Origin of the sequence: Streptomyces sp. NRRL S-646, from assembly GCF_000720765.1 — a bacterium.
In the GTDB taxonomy this organism is placed as follows: Bacteria; Actinomycetota; Actinomycetes; order Streptomycetales; family Streptomycetaceae; genus Streptomyces.
The window spans coordinates 588,347-607,614 of sequence record NZ_JODC01000007.1; the positions used below are offsets into that span (position 1 = coordinate 588,347).

19 protein-coding genes and 1 pseudogene are annotated in these 19,268 nt (G+C 70.8%); 9 read left to right on the forward strand and 11 right to left on the reverse strand.

Annotated features, from left to right (window positions below):
• Positions 1 to 97 precede the first annotated feature (97 nt).
• Positions 98 to 991 carry a YhjD/YihY/BrkB family envelope integrity protein gene (locus tag IH68_RS0118135; RefSeq protein ID WP_051833534.1) on the reverse strand — a complete coding sequence of 298 codons (894 nt, stop codon included), beginning with the start codon at positions 989 to 991 and terminating at the stop codon, positions 98 to 100.
• 168 nt (positions 992 to 1,159) lie between these two features.
• Here IH68_RS0118135 and IH68_RS0118140 point away from each other — a divergent pair, with 168 nt between their 5' ends.
• The gene (locus tag IH68_RS0118140; RefSeq protein ID WP_030936280.1) at positions 1,160 to 1,840 is read left to right on the forward strand and encodes a GAP family protein; all 681 of its coding nucleotides are present in this window, start codon (positions 1,160 to 1,162) and stop codon (positions 1,838 to 1,840) included.
• A gap of 173 nt (positions 1,841 to 2,013) precedes the next feature.
• Here the strand turns inward: IH68_RS0118140 and mmpA are convergent, their stop codons facing one another.
• The 4 genes and pseudogenes from mmpA to IH68_RS0118160 form a co-directional block, all read right to left on the reverse strand.
• Positions 2,014 to 2,157, reverse strand: coding sequence for a morphogenic membrane protein MmpA (gene mmpA, locus IH68_RS57140; protein WP_185124272.1), 144 nt, complete (start codon positions 2,155 to 2,157; stop codon positions 2,014 to 2,016).
• Positions 2,158 to 2,686: 529 nt separating this feature from the next.
• Positions 2,687 to 3,370 (reverse strand): annotated as a pseudogene (locus IH68_RS0118150) (endonuclease V); the annotation flags it as partial.
• Between the two features lie 106 nt (positions 3,371 to 3,476).
• Positions 3,477 to 3,809 (reverse strand): hypothetical protein, encoded by a 333-nt coding sequence (locus IH68_RS0118155; protein ID WP_030936285.1) that lies wholly within the window; start codon positions 3,807 to 3,809, stop codon positions 3,477 to 3,479.
• A gap of 56 nt (positions 3,810 to 3,865) precedes the next feature.
• Entirely contained in the window at positions 3,866 to 4,960 is a 1,095-nt protein-coding gene (locus tag IH68_RS0118160) for a WD40/YVTN/BNR-like repeat-containing protein (protein WP_051833536.1), read from the reverse strand.
• A 232-nt stretch (positions 4,961 to 5,192) separates the two neighbouring features.
• On the opposite strand from IH68_RS0118160, the gene IH68_RS0118165 reads away from it, so the two are divergent.
• A complete protein-coding gene (locus IH68_RS0118165) occupies positions 5,193 to 5,609 on the forward strand; it encodes an SsgA family sporulation/cell division regulator (protein ID WP_030936289.1) in 417 nt (138 codons plus the stop codon).
• Positions 5,610 to 5,902: 293 nt separating this feature from the next.
• Here the strand turns inward: IH68_RS0118165 and IH68_RS0118170 are convergent, their stop codons facing one another.
• Positions 5,903 to 6,574 carry a GOLPH3/VPS74 family protein gene (locus IH68_RS0118170; protein ID WP_030936291.1) on the reverse strand — a complete coding sequence of 224 codons (672 nt, stop codon included), beginning with the start codon at positions 6,572 to 6,574 and terminating at the stop codon, positions 5,903 to 5,905.
• 313 nt (positions 6,575 to 6,887) lie between these two features.
• On the opposite strand from IH68_RS0118170, the gene IH68_RS0118175 reads away from it, so the two are divergent.
• The 3 genes from IH68_RS0118175 to IH68_RS0118185 all read left to right on the forward strand — a co-directional run bounded on the left by IH68_RS0118175 (position 6,888) and on the right by IH68_RS0118185 (position 10,609).
• Positions 6,888 to 8,501: an ABC-F family ATP-binding cassette domain-containing protein gene (locus tag IH68_RS0118175; RefSeq protein WP_030936293.1), complete on the forward strand. Its 1,614-nt coding sequence runs from the start codon at positions 6,888 to 6,890 to the stop codon at positions 8,499 to 8,501.
• Between the two features lie 137 nt (positions 8,502 to 8,638).
• The gene (gene ddaH, locus IH68_RS0118180) at positions 8,639 to 9,415 is read left to right on the forward strand and encodes a dimethylargininase (RefSeq protein WP_030936296.1); all 777 of its coding nucleotides are present in this window, start codon (positions 8,639 to 8,641) and stop codon (positions 9,413 to 9,415) included.
• Between the two features lie 216 nt (positions 9,416 to 9,631).
• Entirely contained in the window at positions 9,632 to 10,609 is a 978-nt protein-coding gene (locus IH68_RS0118185; RefSeq protein WP_030936298.1) for an acyl-ACP desaturase, read from the forward strand.
• A 57-nt stretch (positions 10,610 to 10,666) separates the two neighbouring features.
• On the opposite strand, the gene IH68_RS0118190 is transcribed toward IH68_RS0118185, so the two are convergent.
• Complete coding sequence (locus IH68_RS0118190; RefSeq protein WP_030936300.1) at positions 10,667 to 10,912, reverse strand: WhiB family transcriptional regulator; 246 nt, start codon at positions 10,910 to 10,912, stop codon at positions 10,667 to 10,669.
• Positions 10,913 to 11,128: 216 nt separating this feature from the next.
• Here IH68_RS0118190 and IH68_RS0118195 point away from each other — a divergent pair, with 216 nt between their 5' ends.
• Complete coding sequence (locus tag IH68_RS0118195; RefSeq protein ID WP_030936302.1) at positions 11,129 to 11,914, forward strand: VOC family protein; 786 nt, start codon at positions 11,129 to 11,131, stop codon at positions 11,912 to 11,914.
• A 21-nt stretch (positions 11,915 to 11,935) separates the two neighbouring features.
• On the opposite strand, the gene IH68_RS0118200 is transcribed toward IH68_RS0118195, so the two are convergent.
• On the reverse strand, positions 11,936 to 12,613 hold the full coding sequence (locus tag IH68_RS0118200) for an ANTAR domain-containing protein (RefSeq protein WP_030936304.1): 678 nt from the start codon (positions 12,611 to 12,613) through the stop codon (positions 11,936 to 11,938).
• Between the two features lie 131 nt (positions 12,614 to 12,744).
• Between IH68_RS0118200 and IH68_RS0118205 the strand changes: the two genes are divergently transcribed.
• On the forward strand, positions 12,745 to 13,095 hold the full coding sequence (locus IH68_RS0118205) for a helix-turn-helix transcriptional regulator (RefSeq protein ID WP_030936306.1): 351 nt from the start codon (positions 12,745 to 12,747) through the stop codon (positions 13,093 to 13,095).
• Positions 13,096 to 13,242: 147 nt separating this feature from the next.
• Here IH68_RS0118205 and IH68_RS0118210 read toward each other — a convergent pair whose 3' ends face one another.
• Together IH68_RS0118210 and ligD are read right to left on the reverse strand one after the other, a co-directional pair.
• Positions 13,243 to 14,280 (reverse strand): LacI family DNA-binding transcriptional regulator, encoded by a 1,038-nt coding sequence (locus tag IH68_RS0118210; RefSeq protein WP_030936308.1) that lies wholly within the window; start codon positions 14,278 to 14,280, stop codon positions 13,243 to 13,245.
• A 292-nt stretch (positions 14,281 to 14,572) separates the two neighbouring features.
• Entirely contained in the window at positions 14,573 to 15,622 is a 1,050-nt protein-coding gene (ligD, locus tag IH68_RS0118220; RefSeq protein WP_030936311.1) for a non-homologous end-joining DNA ligase, read from the reverse strand.
• Positions 15,623 to 15,696: 74 nt separating this feature from the next.
• Here ligD and IH68_RS0118225 point away from each other — a divergent pair, with 74 nt between their 5' ends.
• Positions 15,697 to 16,761 (forward strand): ATP-dependent DNA ligase, encoded by a 1,065-nt coding sequence (locus tag IH68_RS0118225; protein ID WP_030936313.1) that lies wholly within the window; start codon positions 15,697 to 15,699, stop codon positions 16,759 to 16,761.
• 93 nt (positions 16,762 to 16,854) lie between these two features.
• Here IH68_RS0118225 and IH68_RS0118230 read toward each other — a convergent pair whose 3' ends face one another.
• Entirely contained in the window at positions 16,855 to 18,045 is a 1,191-nt protein-coding gene (locus IH68_RS0118230) for a zinc-dependent alcohol dehydrogenase (RefSeq protein WP_030936316.1), read from the reverse strand.
• A gap of 271 nt (positions 18,046 to 18,316) precedes the next feature.
• Here IH68_RS0118230 and IH68_RS0118235 point away from each other — a divergent pair, with 271 nt between their 5' ends.
• A complete protein-coding gene (locus IH68_RS0118235) occupies positions 18,317 to 19,261 on the forward strand; it encodes a DUF3048 domain-containing protein (RefSeq protein ID WP_030936318.1) in 945 nt (314 codons plus the stop codon).
• Positions 19,262 to 19,268: the final 7 nt, after the last annotated feature.

Genomic DNA, 19,268 nt, shown 5'->3' on the forward strand with positions numbered 1-19,268 from the left:
AGCGTCCGACTGGCCGGCCGCCCTCAACCTCACATCCTGGTCGGCGGCAGGGTGCCTCCTGGCGGCACCTGACAGCGCGTTCCCGACGGGTGTCCCGTCAGCGTGGCGAGGTCGGGGTTCCGAGGCGGCGCCGCAGGAAGGGTTCCTGGGACAGTACAGCGCCCGCGCTGAGCCCGACGGCGATGGCCACGGAGACGACGATCAGCCAGGACAGCAGGACGAAGACGGAACCCGCGGAACCGTAGTCGGACAGTGCCCGGTTGAGCGCCCGTGGCATGTAGAAATGGGCGGTCACGGACAGGCAGCCGACCGCGATCGCCGTGAGGACGGCGCCTGGCAGGAGGGGCGCCCAGCGGACTGCTCCACCCAGCAGAAGATGCTGGGTCCACCACCACATCGCCGCCTGTACGACCAGGACGATCGGAACTCCCAGCCAGGCCCCCAGGCCGAACCCGTCGCGCAACAGCCCTTGTGCAACCAAGGCGCCGAGCCACAGGCCGATCCATGACAGCCACCTCCATGGAGCGACTTTCGTTCCTCCGTGGGGCAGCTGCCAGGCCCGTCTGCACAACCGCTGCACCGCGCGGCTCACCGCGGTGGCCGACAGCAGCACCATCAGCCCGCCGACCACGCCGATCGCCTGGCGCACATCGTCGGTCGGGGGCTGGAACGCCCGCTCCACCTCGGCCTTCGACTGCCCGGTCAGACCGAAGACGGCGCTGACCGATTTGAGGACCTGGGTCTGCACCGTATCGGGCGCGTACGCGTCCAGCACGAACAGCAACGGGACCGCGGTGAGGAAACACTGCGCCGCGATGCGGGTGGCGGAGTCGAAGATGTTCACCGACACCATGCGGTCCAGAAGTGCTGTGATGACGGGGAAGCGGATCTCCAGACGCGCGTGGACGGCTTTCAGGCAGGCCGTCAGTTCTCCGAGACGGCCACGCCACCGTGACGCGCGCGTGTCCGTGCCCGCATCCCGGCGCCGCATCAGCCGCGAGTCTCCATCGTCGCCCCTTCCATCTCCAGAGTGCGCGACGAAGCGTGCCACGGCACCCTGCAGCGGGCACGGGGCAAGGCCGGCTCAACCGTCACATGAGATGCGGTGGGTCACAGCCGTGCATAGGCTCGGCCCGTACGGTGCCTGAGGGGATCGCCCATGGTCTTCGACCTCCTGCTCATCGCCCTCGCCATCACGCTCGACCCCCTCCCCCTCATGGCGTTCGTCCTGGTGGTGGCATCCGTCAGAGGCGTTCGGACGGGGCTCGCCTTCATCTCGGGATGGATGACGTGTTTCGTCGCGGTGATCGTTCTGGTCCTGACGGTGACCGGCGGGCAGCCCCCGGACCGGAGGTCGCCTCCGTCCACGGCAAACCTCGCGATCAAGGTCGCCATCGGAGTGTCACTCGTCGTGTACGGCATCCACCGGCACCGAAAGGCCCGTCACCACGATCCGTCCCACACCGTCACCTCGGCGCCGAACGGCAGGTCGTCCTCTTTCCTCACCTCCCGGATGGACCGGGGCGCACTCTGGCCGGCGGCGGGACTTGCCGTCCTTCTCCAGCCGTGGGGCCTCGTCGCCGCCGGCGCCGTGACCGTGGTGGAGGCCGACGGCTCCGACCCCATGACCTGGCTGGTACTGATCGCGTACTGCATCCTCGCGACCGCCACGCTGCTCGCCGCGGAGCTGTATGTGGTCTTCAAGCCGGCGTCCGCCCGACACCGACTGCGGGAACTGCGCTCTTGGATGCAGGGCCACGCGGAACAGGCGATCGTGTACGGCAGTGTCGTGGTCGGCCTGTTGCTGGCGGGAAAGAGTGCCTACGCGCTGGCCCATTGACGTCATGTTCAGCGCGGGTCGGCTTGCCCGTCGAGCGCGCGGTCCAGGTCCCGTGCGAACCTGTGGCCGGCGGCCCGCTCGTGCTCAGGCAGGTCGCGAGCGGCGACCACGGCTACGACGAGACGGCCAAGAAGTTCGCCGAGTCGGCGCTGTCGCAAGCCGCCGAACAGGAGCTAGGACCACCCCGCCACCGTGTAGAGCATCCCGGCGATCCAGCCGAGTCCCGCCAGCACGGCGAGGATCAGCGCGGCCGTCACGGCACGCTCGACGGGACGGTTGGGATCGGCGAGGGGCTTCGGAGCACGGTGCGTCGTCATGCGGCACAGCCTGCCGACCGGCGCACCGCACCCACATCCGTACGGGTACTCAGTCCGGGTACTCAGATCACCCGTCGAGCGGCTCCGGCGGCCGGTCGCCCAGCGCGTCCGCGATCCGGTCCCGCACAGCGGGGTCGGGCTCGACAATGGCGAGCTGCCAGGCGAGAGGGCCGATCTGCCACCCCGCGTGGTGGTCGAAGAACGGAGGAGGCCCGGCCTCATTGTGGGCGACCTTGCCGACCAGCTCCGCCAGGCGGAACAGGATCCGTTGCTCCTGCGCGCACTGCTCCTCGGCCGCCGAGCCTCGGCGGACCAGCTCGAACACCTCGCGTCCACGGCTCCACCGGTCCCGGTCCGCCGCAAGCTCCAGAGCCGTCTCGATCTCGGGCACCCAAGGGTGCTCGTCGGCCGCCGCCCGGAGCACACGGCCCGCCCAGGTCACCGGGTCGGACTGACGCTCGAACAGGGTGCGTCCCCACGACCGGGCGGGGTCCGCCGCCGCAAGGTCGGCAAGGGGTTTCCTCGGGGCAGTGGCATCCGGCAACGCCCTTCGGCACAACGCATCCGCCCTGCGCGTCGTCTCCGGCAGGCGGTACTTCGGGGTCAGGGCCAGGGTGTGGGCGCAGGCGTTGTCGAGGTTGGTGCGGTGGCCGACGGAGACGAAGACGGGCTTGACGGCGTCGCGGGTGCGCAGCGCGCGGCCGACCTCCTCGGTGTCCGCGAGGAGGGGGGAGGTGCTGCCGCGCGGGGCGCCGGGGTCGTCGTGGGCGAAGGTGAAGGGGTTCTTCGCGACGCCGATCGTGGGCAGGCCCGTGAGGACGCCGAGGTGGCTGGCGAGGCCGAAGCGGCGGGGGTGGGCCAGCCCGTAGCCGTCGCAGACGACCAGGCCGGGCGGGCACGGCAGGGCGTCGAGGGCGGCGAGGACCGTGGGGATCTCTCGGAACGCGAGCAGACCGGGGACGTACGGGAAGGAGATGCGGCCGACCGCCGTGGCCTCCGCGACAACCGTCAAAGTCGCCGCGTCCAGAACGACCGCCGCGGCCGCAACGACGTCCCGCTCGTCGTCGTAGGCCACGTCGACACCGGTGACATGGCCGCTGCCGGGCGGCGGTCCCGGCTCGTCGAGCACCACCTGTGTCCGCAGTTCGTCCTGTACGGCGCGGGCCTGTTCCTCGGTCGCGGGCCAGCCCGCGGGGATGCGTACGGTCGTCATGATGGGGACGAGCGTACGGCCCGTGAGCGGGCGGCGGACGTTCGCCGCCGGGCGCAAGAACCCCCGCGACGGCGGGATAGTCCTCGCTGTCGCGGGGGACGAGAGCTCAGCCCTTCTTCGCGTTCAGCGCGCGCTGCAGCTGCCCCTTGTTCATGTTCGAACGGCCCTCGATACCGCGCTGCTTGGCCTCGTTGTACAGCTGGTCGCGGGTGGGGCCCTGGGAGCCCTGGCCGGACCGCTGGCCACCGCGCTTGCCGGAGGACATGTCGTTCGTGGAGCTGCGGCTGGCGGACTTGGACTCGCCGGACCGGGCGCGCTCCTTGTTCACCGTCCGCGCCGCGATCTCCTTGGCGCGCCCGGTGCTCTCCCCCCGGTCCTGCGCGCTCTTCTTGATGTGCTCGTACTGGCGTTCACGCTTGGAGCTGGAACCTGCGGGCATCGTCGCTCACTCCTCTCGCAGTAGGCGCCCGAGTACCCGCATCCGAGTCCCATGCGTCATCGTTCCAGGCGAGCCACCCGGCCCTGCTCTCCCGCGGCCCAGCAGCCGAGATCCGGGGCGCAGTCCACGGTGTCGTACGAGCCCGTGTCGACCGTCCGCCAGGTGCGGCCGCCGTCGGTGGTCAGGTCGGTGCCGGTGGGGCCGACCGCGAGGGCGGCGGTGCGGCTGTGCGGGAGCCAGGCGGCGCCGGAGCGGTAGGCGGGCGGCGGGGTGGCGGCGGGCTGCCAGGTGCGGCCGCCGTCGGCGGTGCCTGCCGCGGCCTGCGGGGAGGTCTGGTCCGGGCGGTAGTCGCCGCCGACCGCGAGGCCGTGGGTGCGGTCGCGGAAGGCGAGGGCGAAGACGCCCTTCGCCGGGTCGCCCGCCGGGATCGGTGTGTCGGTGGCCGTCCAGGTGAGCCCGCGGTCGGCGGAGTGCAGCACGCGCGCGCGTGCACCGCCGCCGGTGGCGAGCCAGACGTCCGAGGGGCCGGAGGCGACCAGGCACTGCCCGCTCGCCGCGAAGCCCGCCTCGCCGTCCAGGGCGGCCGGCATGCCGTCGCTGGGGAGCACCTTCCAGGAGCGGCCGCCGTCGCCGGTCGACAGGATGCGGAACCTGCCGTCGACCGGGTCGCTCATGGCGAGGCCGTGGCGGCGGTCGAAGAAGGTCAGGCAGTCGTAGAAGGCCTTGGTGTCGGTGTTGCGGAATGATTCGGTCCAGGTCGTGCCGCCGTCGTCGGTGCGGTACACGCGGGAGGCCTCGCCCTCGCCGATGGCCAGCACCACGGCACGGCGCGCGTCGAATGCCTCGATGTCCCGGAACTGCAGCTCGCCGGCGCCCGGCGGCGAGACGTTCCGCCAGCTCGCCCCGCCGTCGGTGGTGCGCAGCACGGTGCCGCCGGTTCCGGCCACCCAGGCGGTGTCCCGGCTGACGGCCGACAGCCCCCGGAAGCGGACGCCGGTCGCGCCGGTGTCCTTCAGTTCCCAGTGCGGCGCCCGGTGTCCGGGCTCCTGTGCCTGTGCGGGTACAGCGGTCAGGGCGGCCAGCGCCGCCGAGCACACCGCCCCTGCGGCCACTGTCCGAAACGTACGCCTCAGTCGTCGCGTGTTCCCCATACGCCTCATGGCGGGCGAAGCTATCCGACGCCCCGGACCCCGTCCAGACGGCGACCCTCGCCACAACTGCCCGTCGGTGCACGGGAAATGGACTGCGTCACTCCTGTGCATGAATGCGGTGACGCAGGTCACTCGAAATCGGTGTGCACGGATTGGCTGATTCCAGCGTCTCTAGCAGTGCCCCGCTCAATCCACCCGGAAGCCCGTCCAGACGTCACAAGGGAGCAAGGCGTTGTCCACCGTCATCGAACAACCCGTGGAGGCCCGCCTCGTCGCCGCCGCGCCGCGCATGCCGAGCATCCCGGCGAAGCTGCACTACGACCGCAGCGACCCGTTCGCGGTCCGTATGACCTTCCCGGCCCCGGCCACTCTGGAGGGCGTGGAGGTCTGCTGGACGTTCGCCCGCGAGCTCCTCGCGGCCGGTCTGCACGAGCCCGAGGGCCACGGCGACGTGCGCGTGCGGCCGTACGGCTACGAGCGCACCGTCCTGGAGTTCCACGCCCCCGAGGGCACCGCCGTCGTGCACGTCCGCTCGCACGAGATACGCCGGTTCCTCGACGCCACGAGCGCGCTGGTGCCCGTGGGGCTGGAGCATCTCCAGCTGGATCTGGATCATGACCTGGCGGAGCTGATTCGGGACGCGTGCTGAGCGCTCCGCGGGTGGGGCGCGACAGGGCGTATGTCGTGTGCGGGCACGTCGTGGCTGGTCGCGCCCACGCGGCGGAGCCGCAAATCGATACAGCCCCGCACCCCTAAGGGTGCTCAGCGCACCCGCCGTACGTCCCCGCCTCCATCAGCTCCCGGGTGGCGCGGTGGACCAGGGGGCGTTGACGAACAGCGATGCGCTCGGCGTGCTCGCGGCGAGGGCCCGGTCATGGTCCAGCCGGTCGCCGTCCCGCCGAGCCGAGGTCCCAGGCGAGCCGCGCGCTGGTGCCGGAGGCCTCAGTCGCCCGTCGCCGCGGCGGCCGCCGTCAGCGACGCGGCCAGCGCCGTGTGCACCTCGGTGACGACCTTCCGCAGCGCGGGCGCCGCGGCCCCACTGCGCTCGGTCAGCTCCGCCACGCGCGCGTGGTGGCGTCTGCGGTCCTTGCCCGGCGCCAGCGTGGGCAGCTCCGCGGCCGCGGCGAGGGCGACGACGGCCGCGTCCCGCTCGGAGACCTCCGCCACCGGCACCGGGCCCTCCAGAACCTGCCGCGCCGCCGCACGCAGCGTGTCCACGACGTCCGCCCGCGCCAGCACGTGCTCCACGCTCGGGAAGACCCCGAGCACCCGCTTCCGCTCCGCCCGCAGACAGCCCTGGGCCGTCAGTTGCTCCCGTACGGCGTCGAGCGTCACGCGCGCGTGCAGCGTCACCCAGGTCTGCCAGCGGTGCGGCCGGGACTCGCGGACCAGTTCCAGGAGCCCGTCGAGGACGGCGTCCCCGGTGAGGGAGTCCATGTCGGCGGGCGTGGCGATGCCGTCGTCGTCGACGAGCAGACCGCGCTGGGCCAGTTCGGTGAGCGCACCTGCCCGCACCAGGTGGTGGAGGCGGGCGGCAGCGGTGACCTCGGTGGGGTTCGTGTCCCAGGCCAGCAGGTAGAGCCGGGCGGGCAGTGAGAGCGGGCCGTTGGGCACGGAGACTCCTTCGTGCGGTGAGGGCGGGGATCACGTTAATCCGTTGACAGCCCGCCCACCGCTTCCTACGGTGTACAGCGGTTCTGTTGCCGTCGATTGGAGAAGGACGTTGCTCGTCTGAGGTCCTGAGACACCGTGTCACACACGTGAGGTGTGTGCGCTGCGTGCGACCTCGGCAGTCGAGCCGTCCCGACGGAGCAGGGCCTTTCTCGTGCCCCGGTTCCGTACTCCAGGGTTCTCCTCTCCCGCCGCTGGTCTCCGGTGTCTCCATACGCGTTTGCCCCTGACCGCACCGAGCAACCGCGAGGCCCGCATGTCTACTTCCATCACTTGTACGTCCCTGTCCTTCACCTGGCCCGACGGCACCCCCGTCTTCGAGGGCCTCGATGTCGCCTTCGGTCCCGGCAGGACGGGGCTCGTCGGCGTCAACGGGTCAGGAAAATCGACCCTGTTGAAGCTGATCGGCGGTGAGCTCGCCCCGGCCGACGGCGCCGTACGCGTCGCGGGCGAGGTCGGCTACCTCCCGCAGAACGTCACGCTCGACACCCAGCTGCGCGTCGACAGGGCGCTCGGTATCGCAGCGCAGCGCGCCGCGCTGCACGCCATCGAGACGGGCGATGTGGCCGAGAAGCACTTCGAGACGGTCGGCGACGACTGGGACGTGGAGGAACGCGCGCTCGCCACGCTCGGCGAACTCGGCCTCGGGCACATCGAGTTGGACCGCACCATCGGCGAGGTCTCGGGCGGCGAGTCGGTGCTGCTGCGGCTGGCCGCACTGCTGCTGCGCCGCCCGGACGTCCTGCTCCTGGACGAGCCGACCAACAACCTCGACCTGTACGCGCGCCGGCGGCTGTACGCGGCCGTCGAGTCCTGGCCGGGAGTGATGGTCGTGGTCAGCCACGACCGCGAACTCCTGGAACTGGTCGACCAGATCGCCGATCTGCGCTCCGGGGAGGTCACCTGGTTCGGCGGCAACTTCTCCGCGTACGAGGAGGCGCTCGCCACCGAGCAGGAGGCGGCCGAGCGGATGGTGCGGGTCGCGGAGGCCGACTTCAGGAAGCAGAAGCGTGAACTGGTCGACGCCCAGGTCAAGTTGGCCCGGCGCAAGCGATACGGGCAGAAGATGTGGGACCAGAAGCGCGAGCCGAAGATCGTCATGGGGGCGCGCAAGCGCGCGGCGCAGGAGTCCGCGGGCAAGCACCGCATCATGCACGAGGAGCGGCTCACCGAGGCGAAGGAAAGGCTCGACGAGGCGGTGGACGCCGTACGGGACGACGACGAGATCCGCGTCGACCTGCCGCACACGGCCGTACCGCCGGGCCGCACCGTCCTGACCCTCATGGACCTACAGCTCGCGTACGGCGCGCGCGTGGCCGGCGGGCTGGATCTGCGGGGCCCGGAGCGGGTGGCCCTGATCGGACGCAACGGCGCGGGCAAGACGACGCTGCTGCGGACGATCGCCGGGGAGCTCGCACCGGTGGCGGGCGAGGCGCACGCGCACGTGCCGCTGCGTTTCCTGCCCCAGCGCCTCGACGTGCTCGACGACGAGCTGTCGGTCGCCGAGAACGTGGCCCGGTTCGCGCCGGCCGCCACCAACAACCGGGTCCGGGCGCGCCTTGCCCGCTTCCTGTTCCGGGGCGCCCGCGCCGACCAGAAGGCGGCCACCCTGTCCGGCGGCGAACGCTTCCGGGCGGCCCTCGCCGCTTTGATGCTGGCCGAGCCGGCACCGCAGCTGCTGATGCTCGACGAGCCGACGAACAACCTCGACATGGCGAGCGTGCGGCAGCTGACATCGGCCCTGGAGTCGTACGAGGGGGCGCTGATCGTGGCCAGCCACGACCTGCCGTTTCTGGAGTCGATCGGGATCACCCGGTGGCTGCTGCTGGACGGCGAGCTGCAGGAGACGACGCCGGAGGCGATCGGATAGCTCCCGATCGCGCATCTCAGGAGGGGCACAGCCTGGCAACGAGGGTTTTGCCGTCGTGGATCGGCGCTGCATGATGGCGGACCGGGCGTCGCGTCATGGGCGCCCGGTCTGCCGTCCCGCCGATTCGGAGTTCCGTCGTGCCCAGCAAGAAGGCCCTCGTCCGCCGCCCGAGCCCCCGCCTCGCCGAAGGGCTGGTGACGCACATCGAGCGGGAGAAGGTCGACTTCGATCTCGCCGTCGAGCAGTGGGAGGCGTACGTCGAGGCCCTGCGCGAGCACGGCTGGGAGACGGTGGAGGTGGACCCGGAGGACAACTGCCCGGACTCCGTGTTCGTCGAGGACACGGTCGTCATGTACAAGAACGTCGCGCTGATCACCCGGCCCGGCGCCGAGTCCCGGCGGGACGAGACGGCCGGCGTCGAGGAGGCCGTGGCGCGCCTGGGCTGCTCGGTGAACTGGATCTGGGAGCCGGGCACCCTGGACGGCGGCGACGTGCTGAAGATCGGCGACACGATCTACGTCGGCCGGGGCGGCCGCACCAACGCGGCCGGTGTCCAGCAGCTGCGGGCCGCCTTCGAGCCGCTGGGGGCGCGGGTCGTCGCCGTACCCGTGAGCAAGGTGCTGCACCTGAAGTCGGCGGTCACCGCGCTGCCCGACGGGACGGTCGTCGGGAACATCCCCAAGGTGGACCGGCCCTCGCTCTTCCCGCGCTTCCTGTCGGTGCCCGAGGAGTCGGGCTCGCACGTGGTGCTGCTCGGCGGCAGCAAGCTGCTGATGGCGGCGAGCGCGCCGAAGTCCGCGGAGCTGCTCGCCGATCTCGGTCACGATCCGGTCGTGGTGGACATCAGCGAGTTCGAGAAGCTCGAGGGCTGTGTGACATGTCTCTCGGTGCGCCTCAGGGACCTGTACGCCTGATGGGTGAGCCGATCGCCCCTTCAGCCCTGGGACCTGCGGTCCTGGGCTCTCCCGGCAGATTCTTGGAAGTCCTAGGAAACATGGTCTGATCAGGGATCTTTACACGGCACTTAACCTACGGCAACGTAACCTACGGTTTCGTAGCCTACGCTCACGTAGGTTCCGGCACCGCTCGCCGGTTTGTTCCACTTAGGTCGTACGTCCCCTGGAGTTCCTATGACGATCACTTCCCCTCACCTCAGCAGCCCGTCCTCCGCCTGGACCGACGCACGACTGCTGTACGCACTGGAGGAAGTGGTCGAGACGGAACTCAACCGGCATCTGAAGGTCGCCAAGGACTGGATGCCGCACGAGTACGTGCCATGGTCGGACGGCCGCAACTTCCCCGGCCTGTTCGAGGACGGCGAGGCCTGGGACAAGGAGCAGTCCAAGGTCACCGAGATCGGCCGTATCGCGCTGGTGGTGAACCTGCTCACCGAGGACAACCTGCCCAGCTACCACCACGAGATCGCCTCGCTGTTCGGCCGTGACGGCGCCTGGGGCACCTGGGTGCACCGCTGGACCGCCGAGGAGGGCCGGCACGGCATCGTGATGCGCGACTACCTGCTCGCCTCGCGCGCGGTGGACCCGGACAAGCTGGAAGCGTTCCGCATGGCCCACATGAGCGAGGGCTTCGAGTCGGACAACCGCCACTCGATGCTGCACTCGGTCGCCTACGTCGCCTTCCAGGAGCTCGCGACCCGTATCTCGCACCGCAACACCGGCCACCAGTCCGGCGACCCGGTCTGCGACCGCATGCTGGCGCGGATCGCGACCGACGAGAACCTCCACATGGTCTTCTACCGCAACCTCCTGAAGGCCGCCTTCGAGCTCGCTCCCGACCTGACCATGCAAGCGGTCCGGGACGTCGTGGTGAACTTCCGGATGCCCGGCCACGGCATGCCCGGCTTCGAGCGGTTCGCCGCCCAGATGGCGATCGGCGAGGTCTACAACATGCGCATCCACCACGACGACGTGCTCCAGCCGGTCCTGCGCCACCTGAAGGTCCTGGAGATCGACGGCCTCGGCCCCGAGGGCCTCAAGGCCCAGGAGGAACTCGGCCTGTTCATGGGCGGGCTGGACGCGGAGGCCCTGAAGTTCGACGAGAAGCTGGCGGCACGCAAGGCGCGCATGGCGGCGCGCGCCGCCGGCTGACGGCACACCCGACTGCGGGCCATGACGCGGCCGGTACGCACGCGCGTACCGGCCGCGTCAGTGTGTCCTCCGCCTGAGTTCCAGGCGCTCCTTCTCCGACAGGCCGCCCCAGACGCCGAAGCGTTCGTCGTTCTGCAGGGCGTACTCGAGGCAGGCCGGGCGCATCTCGCACATGCCGCAGATGCGCTTCGCCTCACGCACCGAGCTGCCCGGCTCGGGAAAGAAGAAGTCCGCCCCCGTCTGCGCGCACAGTGCCTGGGCCTGCCAGGCGGAGTCGGCCGGGGTGATGGTGTCGATGTGCATGGACGAGATCGTGCCGGGGGCCGAAAAACGTTCGATCAACGCGTCATCAACGCCGCCCGGCGGGGCCCCCGGCCACCCTGATGGTGGCGCCCTGCCACACCGCGGCGCACGGCGGCGCGCGGAAAGCGGCGGGAAAGAGCGCTCCGGCAGCGATTGTCAGTGGGCGGTGCAAGACTCGGCAGTGCAGAGAACGGGACCCTTCCGAGGAGGGCGAAGATGCTCACCACCCGTTTCGTCAACGGCGCTCCCAACTGGATCGACGTCGGCACCTCCGACATCGACGGCGCCATCTCCTTCTACGGCGGCCTCTTCGGCTGGCGGTTCCAGTCGGCCGGGCCGGACGCCGGCGGATACGGCTTCTTCCAGCTGGACGGGAAGACCGCGGCGGGCGGTGTGCAGACCACGCCCGAGCAGGGCCCGCCGTCCTGGACGGTGTACTTCCAGAGCGGGAACGCCGAGGCCACCGCCAAGGCGGCAGAGCAGGCGCACGGCAGTGTGCTGATGCAGCCCATGGACGTGATGGGCGAGGGACACATGGCGATCCTCGCCGACAAGGCGGGCGTGCCCTTCGGTATCTGGCAGCCGGGTCGGACCAAGGGCGTGGACGTGGCGAACGAGACCGGCGCCCTGGCCTGGGTCGAGCTGTACACCCCGGACATCGCCGCGGCCGCCTGGTTCTACCACGAGACGCTCGGCCTGGAGACGGCGGCGGTCGACTTCCCGGGCGGTACGTACACCACCGTCAACCCCGCCGGGGGCGGCGAGGACTCCATGTTCGGCGGCATCGTCCCGCTCGCCGACGACCCGTCGGAGGACCGCGCGTACTGGCTGCCGTACTTCGAGGTCGCCGACACGGACGCCACGGTCGCCAGGGCGAGCGAGCTGGGCGGCGAGATCCGCGTCCCCGCCACCGACATCGAGGGCGTGGGCCGCTTCGCCAAGCTCGCCGACCCCTACGGCGCCCGCTTCGCGGTGATCAAGAGCGCACCGCCGCAGACGTGAGGGAATGACGAGCCCGGACTGTCATGCCAGCGGGGCGGCCGCGCGCGCCTGGGCGACCGCGGCCGCCAGCTGCTGCTGCACGTCCTCGGGCAGTGGCGTGCCCTGAACGGTGCCGACCAGGTCCTGGGCCAGGCGGTGCAGCTTGGTGTTGGTGTTCTGGGAGGCCGTGACGAGCACGGTCCACGCCACCTCGGGGCTCAGGCTGAAGGTGGCCATCAGGATGCCGCGGGCCAGATCTATGGAAGGCCGCGTCTGCATCGCCCTTCGCAGCTCGGCGACCTCCTTGCGCAGCTCGTGATCGACCGCCTCCGGCGCGCTCAGGCTGTCACCGGCGGTATCCGGCTCGGCGCTCCCGGCACCGGAGGCGGGGTGTACGAACAACTCCCGGGCGCCGGTCAGCTCCAGGATCCGGTCGACCGAAGGGCCGCTGGCGCAGATGGTGACCGTCTTGCCCTCGTCGAGCGCCTTCCGGCGCAGACCGAGCAGAAGGTTGAGACCGGAGCAGTCGCAGAAACCGATGGCGCTCAGGTCCAGGTCGATACCGCTCGCCGAGTTGTCCAGGGCTTCGTCCAGGCCGCGTTCGAGCTGCCGGCCGCCGTGGTCGAGCTCACCGCACACCCGGACGTTCATGCGATCGCCGTCCGGCACGACGTCGATCGTCACCAGGCATGTCTGCGCGGACTGCGCAGGCTCCGACATGGCCTCTCTCCCTCGAATGCTCGTCTACCTCCGCTCCCAAGGTTCCCCTCTTCCGCCGCACACGTCAAGAAATACATGAAATCCAGTGCGTGCTTTTGAATGCGCGAATACTGACTCGCTACAGTTGGGACATGGATGGAGTGCCCGAGCCACACACCGGATGGACGTTCGTCACCAATCACGCGCGCGTACTGGCGGCCATCGCCGACAACCACACCGCCCGGATCCGTGACATCGCCGCGCACTGCCGCCTCACCGAACGCGCCGTCCAGAAGATCATTTCCGACCTCGAACAAGCCGGCTATCTCTCCCACACCAGGGAGGGACGCACCAACACCTACCGGATCGATCCCAGCAAGGTCCTGCGCCATCCCGCCGAGGCGGGACTGACCGTGGCATCACTGCTCTCCCTGCTCGTGCAGGACGAGGCAGTCCGCTCCACCAGCTCCCCCGGCGGCACACGGCCCCACGCCACGGCCTGACGGCACCACCGCCCGGCCGAGCGGTGTCGGTGAAGTCCGCGCGGTACCGCCCCCCGTAAGGGGCGCGGGGCCGTATCGACATGCGGCTCCGCGGCATGGGCGCGACCGGCCCCCACCGGCCCGTGCGCGGTGGAGACGCGATGCGGCTCAGGCCGAGGCCCGTCGCACCAGTGTCGTCGGCAGGACCACGCTCGACGGCGCGCCTGCGACGCCCTCGTCGGTGCCGCGGGGACCGAGGCGGCGCAGCAGCAGCCGGGCCATCAGCCGGCCCATCTCCTCGATGTCCTGACGGACCGTCGTCAGCGGTGGATCGGCCTGCTCGGCGACGGGCAGCATGTCGTCGAAGCCGATCACGGCGACGTCGTCGGGCACCCGCCGCCCGCGCTCACGCAGCACGCGCAGCGCGCCCGCCGCGGTGAGGTCGTTGGCGGCGAACACGGCGTCCAGGTCGGGGCGGCGCTCGATGAGTTCCCGCATCGCCCGCTCACCGCCGACCGGGGTGAAGTCGCTCTCGACGATGAGCCGGGGATCGGCGTCGACCATGACGTCCCGGAAGCCGTCGAGCCGGTCCGCCGCGGACGTCTGGTCGAGGGGCCCGGTGATGTGCGCGATCCGGGTGCGGCCGAGCCCGACGAGATGGCGTACGGCCTCGCGGGCGCCGCCGCGGTTGTCGCTGTCGACGTACACCACCCCGCTGCGGCCGTCGCTCCAGCCGGGCCGCCCGCCGAACACGGTCGGCACGCCCGCGTGCTGGATCAGGCCGGGCAGCGGGTCGTCGAGGTGCAGGGAGAAGACGAGCGCGCCGTCCACATGGCCCCCGGCGAGGTAGCGGCCGACGCGGGCGTGGTCGTCGCGGCCCTCGGTGAGCAGCAGCACGAGCTGGTTGTCGTGTGCCGTCAACTCCTTGCTGATGCCCCTCAGTTGCAGTGCGAAGAAGGGGTCGGCGAAGACGCGGGTCTCCGGCTCGGCGATGACCACGGCCACGGCGTCGTGCCGCCTGGTCACGAGGGAGCGGGCGGCCTGGTTGGGCACGTATCCGAGTTCTTCAACCGCCCGCCGGACCCGCGCGACCAGGGGTTCCCTGACTCCGTCGCCGCCGTTCACCACGCGTGAGACGGTCGCCCGGGACACGCCCGCCCGGGCGGCCACGGCCTCCAGTGTGGGGCGCGGCGCTGTGTCGGTCACTTCGGGCTCCTGCTCCTGCTCGGCGGTTGCCGATCAGGATAGCTCCGGGCGGGCAGCGTCGTGAGAGCGCTCTCGGACCACCGGGATCCCTCGTATGCAGGAGTCGTCCGCCCATGACCTCAGCGTTCGTGCGGCTTGTACCCCCGGCAGTTCAGCTGCCGCCCATCGGACTGAGCGGCAGTGATGGTCACGCCCCGGTCGATACCGATGACCTCGCCCGTGACAGGCGGTGCCCCGGAAGAACTGCAGGTGCACAGCACGACGGATGTCGTTTCCTACCGGGACATCCGGATCAAGGAGTTGTAGGACCCGACGGAGGCGCCTGGGCCTCAGGCGCCTTCTTCGCCCTGCTCGGCTGCACCCGCTTCGGCTCGCCCGGCATCTTCGGGTACTCCGGCGGATACGGCAGATCGCCCAGCCCGTGGTCGTGTTCGTCGCGGCGGGCCAGTTCGAGCAGGTCCTCCAGCGAGAAGCGTCGGTCGTCCATGTCCGCGTGCACGTCGCCGAGTTCGGCGAAGCGCGCGGGCATGGTCGCGATGTCGAAGTCCCGGGGGTGGGCGACCCCGACCTCCTCCCAGGTCAGGGGCGCCGAGACCGGGGCGTACGGGCGGGGTCGTACGGAGTAGGCGGAGGCAATGGTGCGGTCGCGGGCCGTCTGGTTGTAGTCGACGAAGATGCGCTCGCCGCGCTCCTCCTTCCACCACTTGATGGTCACGTGGTCCGGCATCCGGCGCTCCAGCTCCCTGCCCACCGCGATGGCGGCCCGCCGGACCTGGGTGAAGGTCCAGCGCGGCTCGATCGGCACGAAGACATGCAGGCCGCGGCCGCCGGAGGTCTTGGGGAAGCCGCGCAGGCCGCCGAACTCGTCGAGGACGGAGCGCAGTTCGTGGGCGGCGCGGACGGCGTCGTCGTAGTCGGTGCCGGGCTGCGGGTCGAGGTCGATGCGCAGTTCGTCGGGGCGGTCGACGTCGTCGCGGCGCACCGGCCAGGGGTGGAAGGTGAGCGTGCCGTACTGGGCGGCCCACAGGACGGCGGCCTCCTCGGTGGGGCACATCTCGTCGGCGCTGCGGCCGCTGGGGAAGGTGATGTGGGCGGTCGGGATCCAGTCGGGCATGTTCTTGGGCGCCCGCTTCTGGAAGAAGTTCTCGCCGGTCACGCCCTCCGGGTAACGCTCCAGGGTGGTGGGCCGGTCGCGGAGGGCGCGCAGGATGCCGGGGCCGACCGCGATGTAGTACCGGGCGAGATCCAGCTTGGTGAAACCGCGCTCCGGGAAGAAGATCTTGTCCGGGCTGGAGAGGCGGACGGTGCGGCCGCCCGATTCCAGTTCCACCGCTTCACCCATGCGGCCACGGTAGGCGCACCTGGTCAACCTCGCACACCGGGCGACAGGCTGCGTATGCGAGCAGAATCGGAACCATGGATCTGCCGGTGATGCCGCCCGTGAAGCCGATGCTCGCCAAGTCGGTGGCGAAGATTCCGCCGGACATGCACTACGAGGCGAAGTGGGACGGCTTCCGGGCGATCGTGTTCCGCGACGGGGCCGAGGTCGAACTGGGCAGCCGTACGGGCAAGCCGCTGACCAGGTACTTCCCCGAGCTGGTGGTGGCGGTGAAGGAGCGGGTGCCCGAGCGGTGCGTGCTGGACGGGGAGATCGTCATCGCGCGGGAGGGGCGGCTCGACTTCGACGCGCTCACCGAGCGTATCCACCCGGCGGACTCCCGGGTACGGATGCTCGCGGAGAGGACCCCGGCGTCGTTCGTGGCCTTCGACCTGCTGGCCCTGGCCGACGAGTCGCTGCTGGACGTGCAGCTGACCGACCGGCGGGCGCTGCTGGAGCGGGCGCTGGCCGAGGTGACCGCGCCGGTCCACCTCGCGCCGGCCACGACCGACATCGACGTGGCGCAGAGCTGGTTCGAGGAGTACGAGGGGGCGGGCCTGGACGGCGTCATCGCCAAGCCGCTCACGCTGCGCTACCTCCAGGACGAACGCGCCATGTTCAAGATCAAGCACGAGCGAACGGCGGACGTCGTCGTCGCGGGCTACCGCTTCCACAAGAGCGGCCCGATCGTGGGCTCGCTGCTGCTCGGCCTCTACGACGACAGGGGCGCCCTGCAGCATGTGGGCGTGTCGGCGGCGTTCCCGATGAAGCGGCGCGCGGAGCTGGTCGAGGAGCTGGAGCCCTTGCGGATGGAGGACGCCGAGGGGCACCCCTGGGCGGCCTGGTCCGACGAGACGGCGCACGAGACGGCCCGGCTGCCCGGCGCCCCCAGCCGCTGGTCGGGCAAGAAGGACCTGTCCTGGGTGCCGCTGAGACCGGAGCGGGTGGCCGAGGTGGCGTACGACCACATGGAGAACCGGGCACGTTTCCGGCACACGGCCCGCTTCCGCCGCTGGCGCCCGGACCGCACCCCTCAGAGCTGCACCTACGCGCAGCTGGAGGAGCCGGTGCGGTATGACCTGGCGGAGATCTTGGGCACTTGACCGGCAGTGTCCAGGCTGCCCGGAGGCTCCGCCCCCAGACCCCCGTTCGGCCTGAACGGCCTCGTCCTCAAACGCCGGACGGGCTGAATTGTCCTACGGCGTCATGAGGACCTTGACCGCGCCGTCCTGCTTGCGCTGGAACATCTCGTACGCGTGCGGCGCGTCGGTGAGCGGCAGCCGGTGGGTGGCGAAGTCGTCGACGCCGAGGGGGTCCTCGTCCGTCAGATACGGGAGGATCTCGTCGCTCCAGTGGCGCACGTTGGCCTGGCCCATGCGGATCTGGATCTGCTTGTCGAACATGGTGAGCAGGGGCATCGGATCGGCCGTGCCGCCGTAGACGCCGACGAGGGAGAGCGTGCCGCCGCGGCGGACCAGTTCGATGGCGGTGTGCAGGGCGGCGAGGCGGTCGATGCTGAAGCGTTCGGCGAGCGGCCCTGCGAGCTTGCGGGGCAGCAGGGCCGAGGCCTGCTGGGCCAGCCGTGCGGCCGCGCTGCCGTGGGCCTCGGTGCCGACCGCGTCGATCACGGCGTCGGGGCCGCGGCCGTCGGTCTCGTCGCGGATCGCCTGGACCAGCTCCTTCTCGCTGTCGAAGCTCCGCAGGTCGTATGTCTCCACGCCCCGCGCCTTCGCCCGGCGCAGCCGCTCGCCCACCAGGTCCACCCCGAACACCCGCCCGGCGCCGCGCACCTGGGCGACACGGCAGGCCATGTCACCGATCGGCCCGAGACCGAGCACGGCGACGCTGCCGCCCTCCGGGATCCCTGCGTACTCGACCGCCTGCCAGGCGGTGGGCAGGACGTCGGAGAGATAGACGAAACGGTCGTCGGGCGGACCCTCCGGAACCTTGATCGGCCCGTACTGCGCCTGCGGCACCCGCAGATACTCGGCCTGGGCGCCCGGCACCGCGCCGTACAGGCGGGTGTAGCCGAAGAGAGCGGCACCCATGCCCTCGCCGGTCACCTGTGTGGTCTCGCACTGCGTGGGCAGGCCTGTCAGGCACATCCAGCAGTTGCCGCACGCGATCTGGAACGGCACCACGACACGGTCGCCCGCCGCGAGGTCCGGCACGCCGGCCCCGACCTCCTGGACGATGCCCATCGGTTCGTGTCCGAGGATGTCGCCCGGTGTCATGAACGGCGTGAGCACCTCGTACAGATGCAGATCGGAGCCGCACAGCCCCGTCGAGGTGATGCGGATGACGGCGTCGGTCGGCTCCTGGATCCCCGGATCGGGCATCTCCTCGACCCGTACGTCCCGCTTCCCCTGCCAGGTCACAGCCTTCATCGCGTGGCGCTCCCTCCGTCGCATCGGTGTGTCTGCTGCCGCGGTGCCGCCCGGGTACCCGCCCCGCCGCTTCCCGAAGCGGGATCAGGAGCAAGGCCGGAAACAGGGCCCAGGGCTCTCAGCCGGACCAGGGCCAATGGGCGTATCGAACGCGCGCAATCAGAACCAAGCGGGTATGGCCATCAATGAACGTATAAGCGCACAATCATTCACACGGGATGTGGTGGCCACGGTGAGCACGGGACGGTTGGCGCGTCCGCGACGCGCCTCGATGACAGTGGCGCTGCTGGCCGCCACGGCGACGGCCGCGCTGGCGGCGGGCTGCACGGATCAGCACGGCCCGGCGCAGGACGGACGCGGCCGGACGCAGGCCCCCAGGCAGCCGGAGGAGATCGTCAGCGGCACCCCCGTACTCGCAGTGAAGATCGACAACGCGCCCGCGGCCCGGCCCCAGACGGGACTCGACTCGGCGGACGTCGTGTACGCGGAACAGGTCGAGGGCGGGCTGAGCCGCCTGATGGCGGTGTACGCGAGCACGCTACCGAAAGCCGTCGGGCCGGTGCGCAGCGCCCGCGAGTCGGATCTGGAGCTGCTGCGCCAGTTCCACAATCCGACGCTCGCCTTCTCCGGGGCGCAGCACAAGCTGCTGCCGCTGATCAACAGCGCCCCGCTGCAGGCGGAGCCGCCCGAAAAGGCGTCCGGCGCCTACTTCCGCGGCACCGGCAGACCAGCACCGCACAACCTCTTCCTGCGCCCCGCCCGCCTGATGCCGTCGCCACCGGGCACGAAGGCGCTGACCACCGGTTTCCGCTACGGCGCCGCACCGGCCGGCGGCAGACCCGAGAACACGCGCACCATCCGCTTCCCCGCCGCCGGCTTCACCTTCACCTGGTCCGCAGGCCTGCACCGCTACCTGGTGGCGATGGACGGGAAACCCACCACGACGGCCGACGGAAAGCGGGTGGCGCCTGCGACGGTCGTCGTGCAGTACGTGAAGGTGCGGCAGTCCGCCTTTCACGACCGTCTCGGCAACAACACGCCGTACACCGCGACGGTCGGCTCCGGGAAGGCGCAGGTCCTGCGCGACGGACGGGTCTACGACGTCAACTGGCAGCGCAGGAAGGCCACCGACGGCACGCACTTCACGACGAAGGACGGCAGGCCGGTGAACTTCGCGAAGGGTCAGGTGTGGGTGGTACTGACGAAGGCACCGTGATAGGTCC

Excerpts from the sequence above, each read along its gene's own strand:
- IH68_RS0118135 (WP_051833534.1), bottom strand. The coding sequence starts at position 991 with ATGCGGCGCCGGGATGCGGGCACGGACACGCGCGCGTCACGGTGGCGT.
- IH68_RS0118140 (WP_030936280.1), top strand. The coding sequence starts at position 1,160 with ATGGTCTTCGACCTCCTGCTCATCGCCCTCGCCATCACGCTCGACCCC.
- mmpA (WP_185124272.1), bottom strand. The coding sequence starts at position 2,157 with ATGACGACGCACCGTGCTCCGAAGCCCCTCGCCGATCCCAACCGTCCC.
- IH68_RS0118155 (WP_030936285.1), bottom strand. The coding sequence starts at position 3,809 with ATGCCCGCAGGTTCCAGCTCCAAGCGTGAACGCCAGTACGAGCACATC.
- IH68_RS0118160 (WP_051833536.1), bottom strand. The coding sequence starts at position 4,960 with ATGGGGAACACGCGACGACTGAGGCGTACGTTTCGGACAGTGGCCGCA.
- IH68_RS0118175 (WP_030936293.1), top strand. The coding sequence starts at position 6,888 with ATGTCTACTTCCATCACTTGTACGTCCCTGTCCTTCACCTGGCCCGAC.
- IH68_RS0118185 (WP_030936298.1), top strand. The coding sequence starts at position 9,632 with ATGACGATCACTTCCCCTCACCTCAGCAGCCCGTCCTCCGCCTGGACC.
- IH68_RS0118190 (WP_030936300.1), bottom strand. The coding sequence starts at position 10,912 with ATGCACATCGACACCATCACCCCGGCCGACTCCGCCTGGCAGGCCCAG.
- IH68_RS0118195 (WP_030936302.1), top strand. The coding sequence starts at position 11,129 with ATGCTCACCACCCGTTTCGTCAACGGCGCTCCCAACTGGATCGACGTC.
- IH68_RS0118200 (WP_030936304.1), bottom strand. The coding sequence starts at position 12,613 with ATGTCGGAGCCTGCGCAGTCCGCGCAGACATGCCTGGTGACGATCGAC.
- IH68_RS0118205 (WP_030936306.1), top strand. The coding sequence starts at position 12,745 with ATGGATGGAGTGCCCGAGCCACACACCGGATGGACGTTCGTCACCAAT.
- ligD (WP_030936311.1), bottom strand. The coding sequence starts at position 15,622 with ATGGGTGAAGCGGTGGAACTGGAATCGGGCGGCCGCACCGTCCGCCTC.
- IH68_RS0118225 (WP_030936313.1), top strand. The coding sequence starts at position 15,697 with ATGGATCTGCCGGTGATGCCGCCCGTGAAGCCGATGCTCGCCAAGTCG.
- IH68_RS0118230 (WP_030936316.1), bottom strand. The coding sequence starts at position 18,045 with ATGAAGGCTGTGACCTGGCAGGGGAAGCGGGACGTACGGGTCGAGGAG.
- IH68_RS0118235 (WP_030936318.1), top strand. The coding sequence starts at position 18,317 with ATGACAGTGGCGCTGCTGGCCGCCACGGCGACGGCCGCGCTGGCGGCG.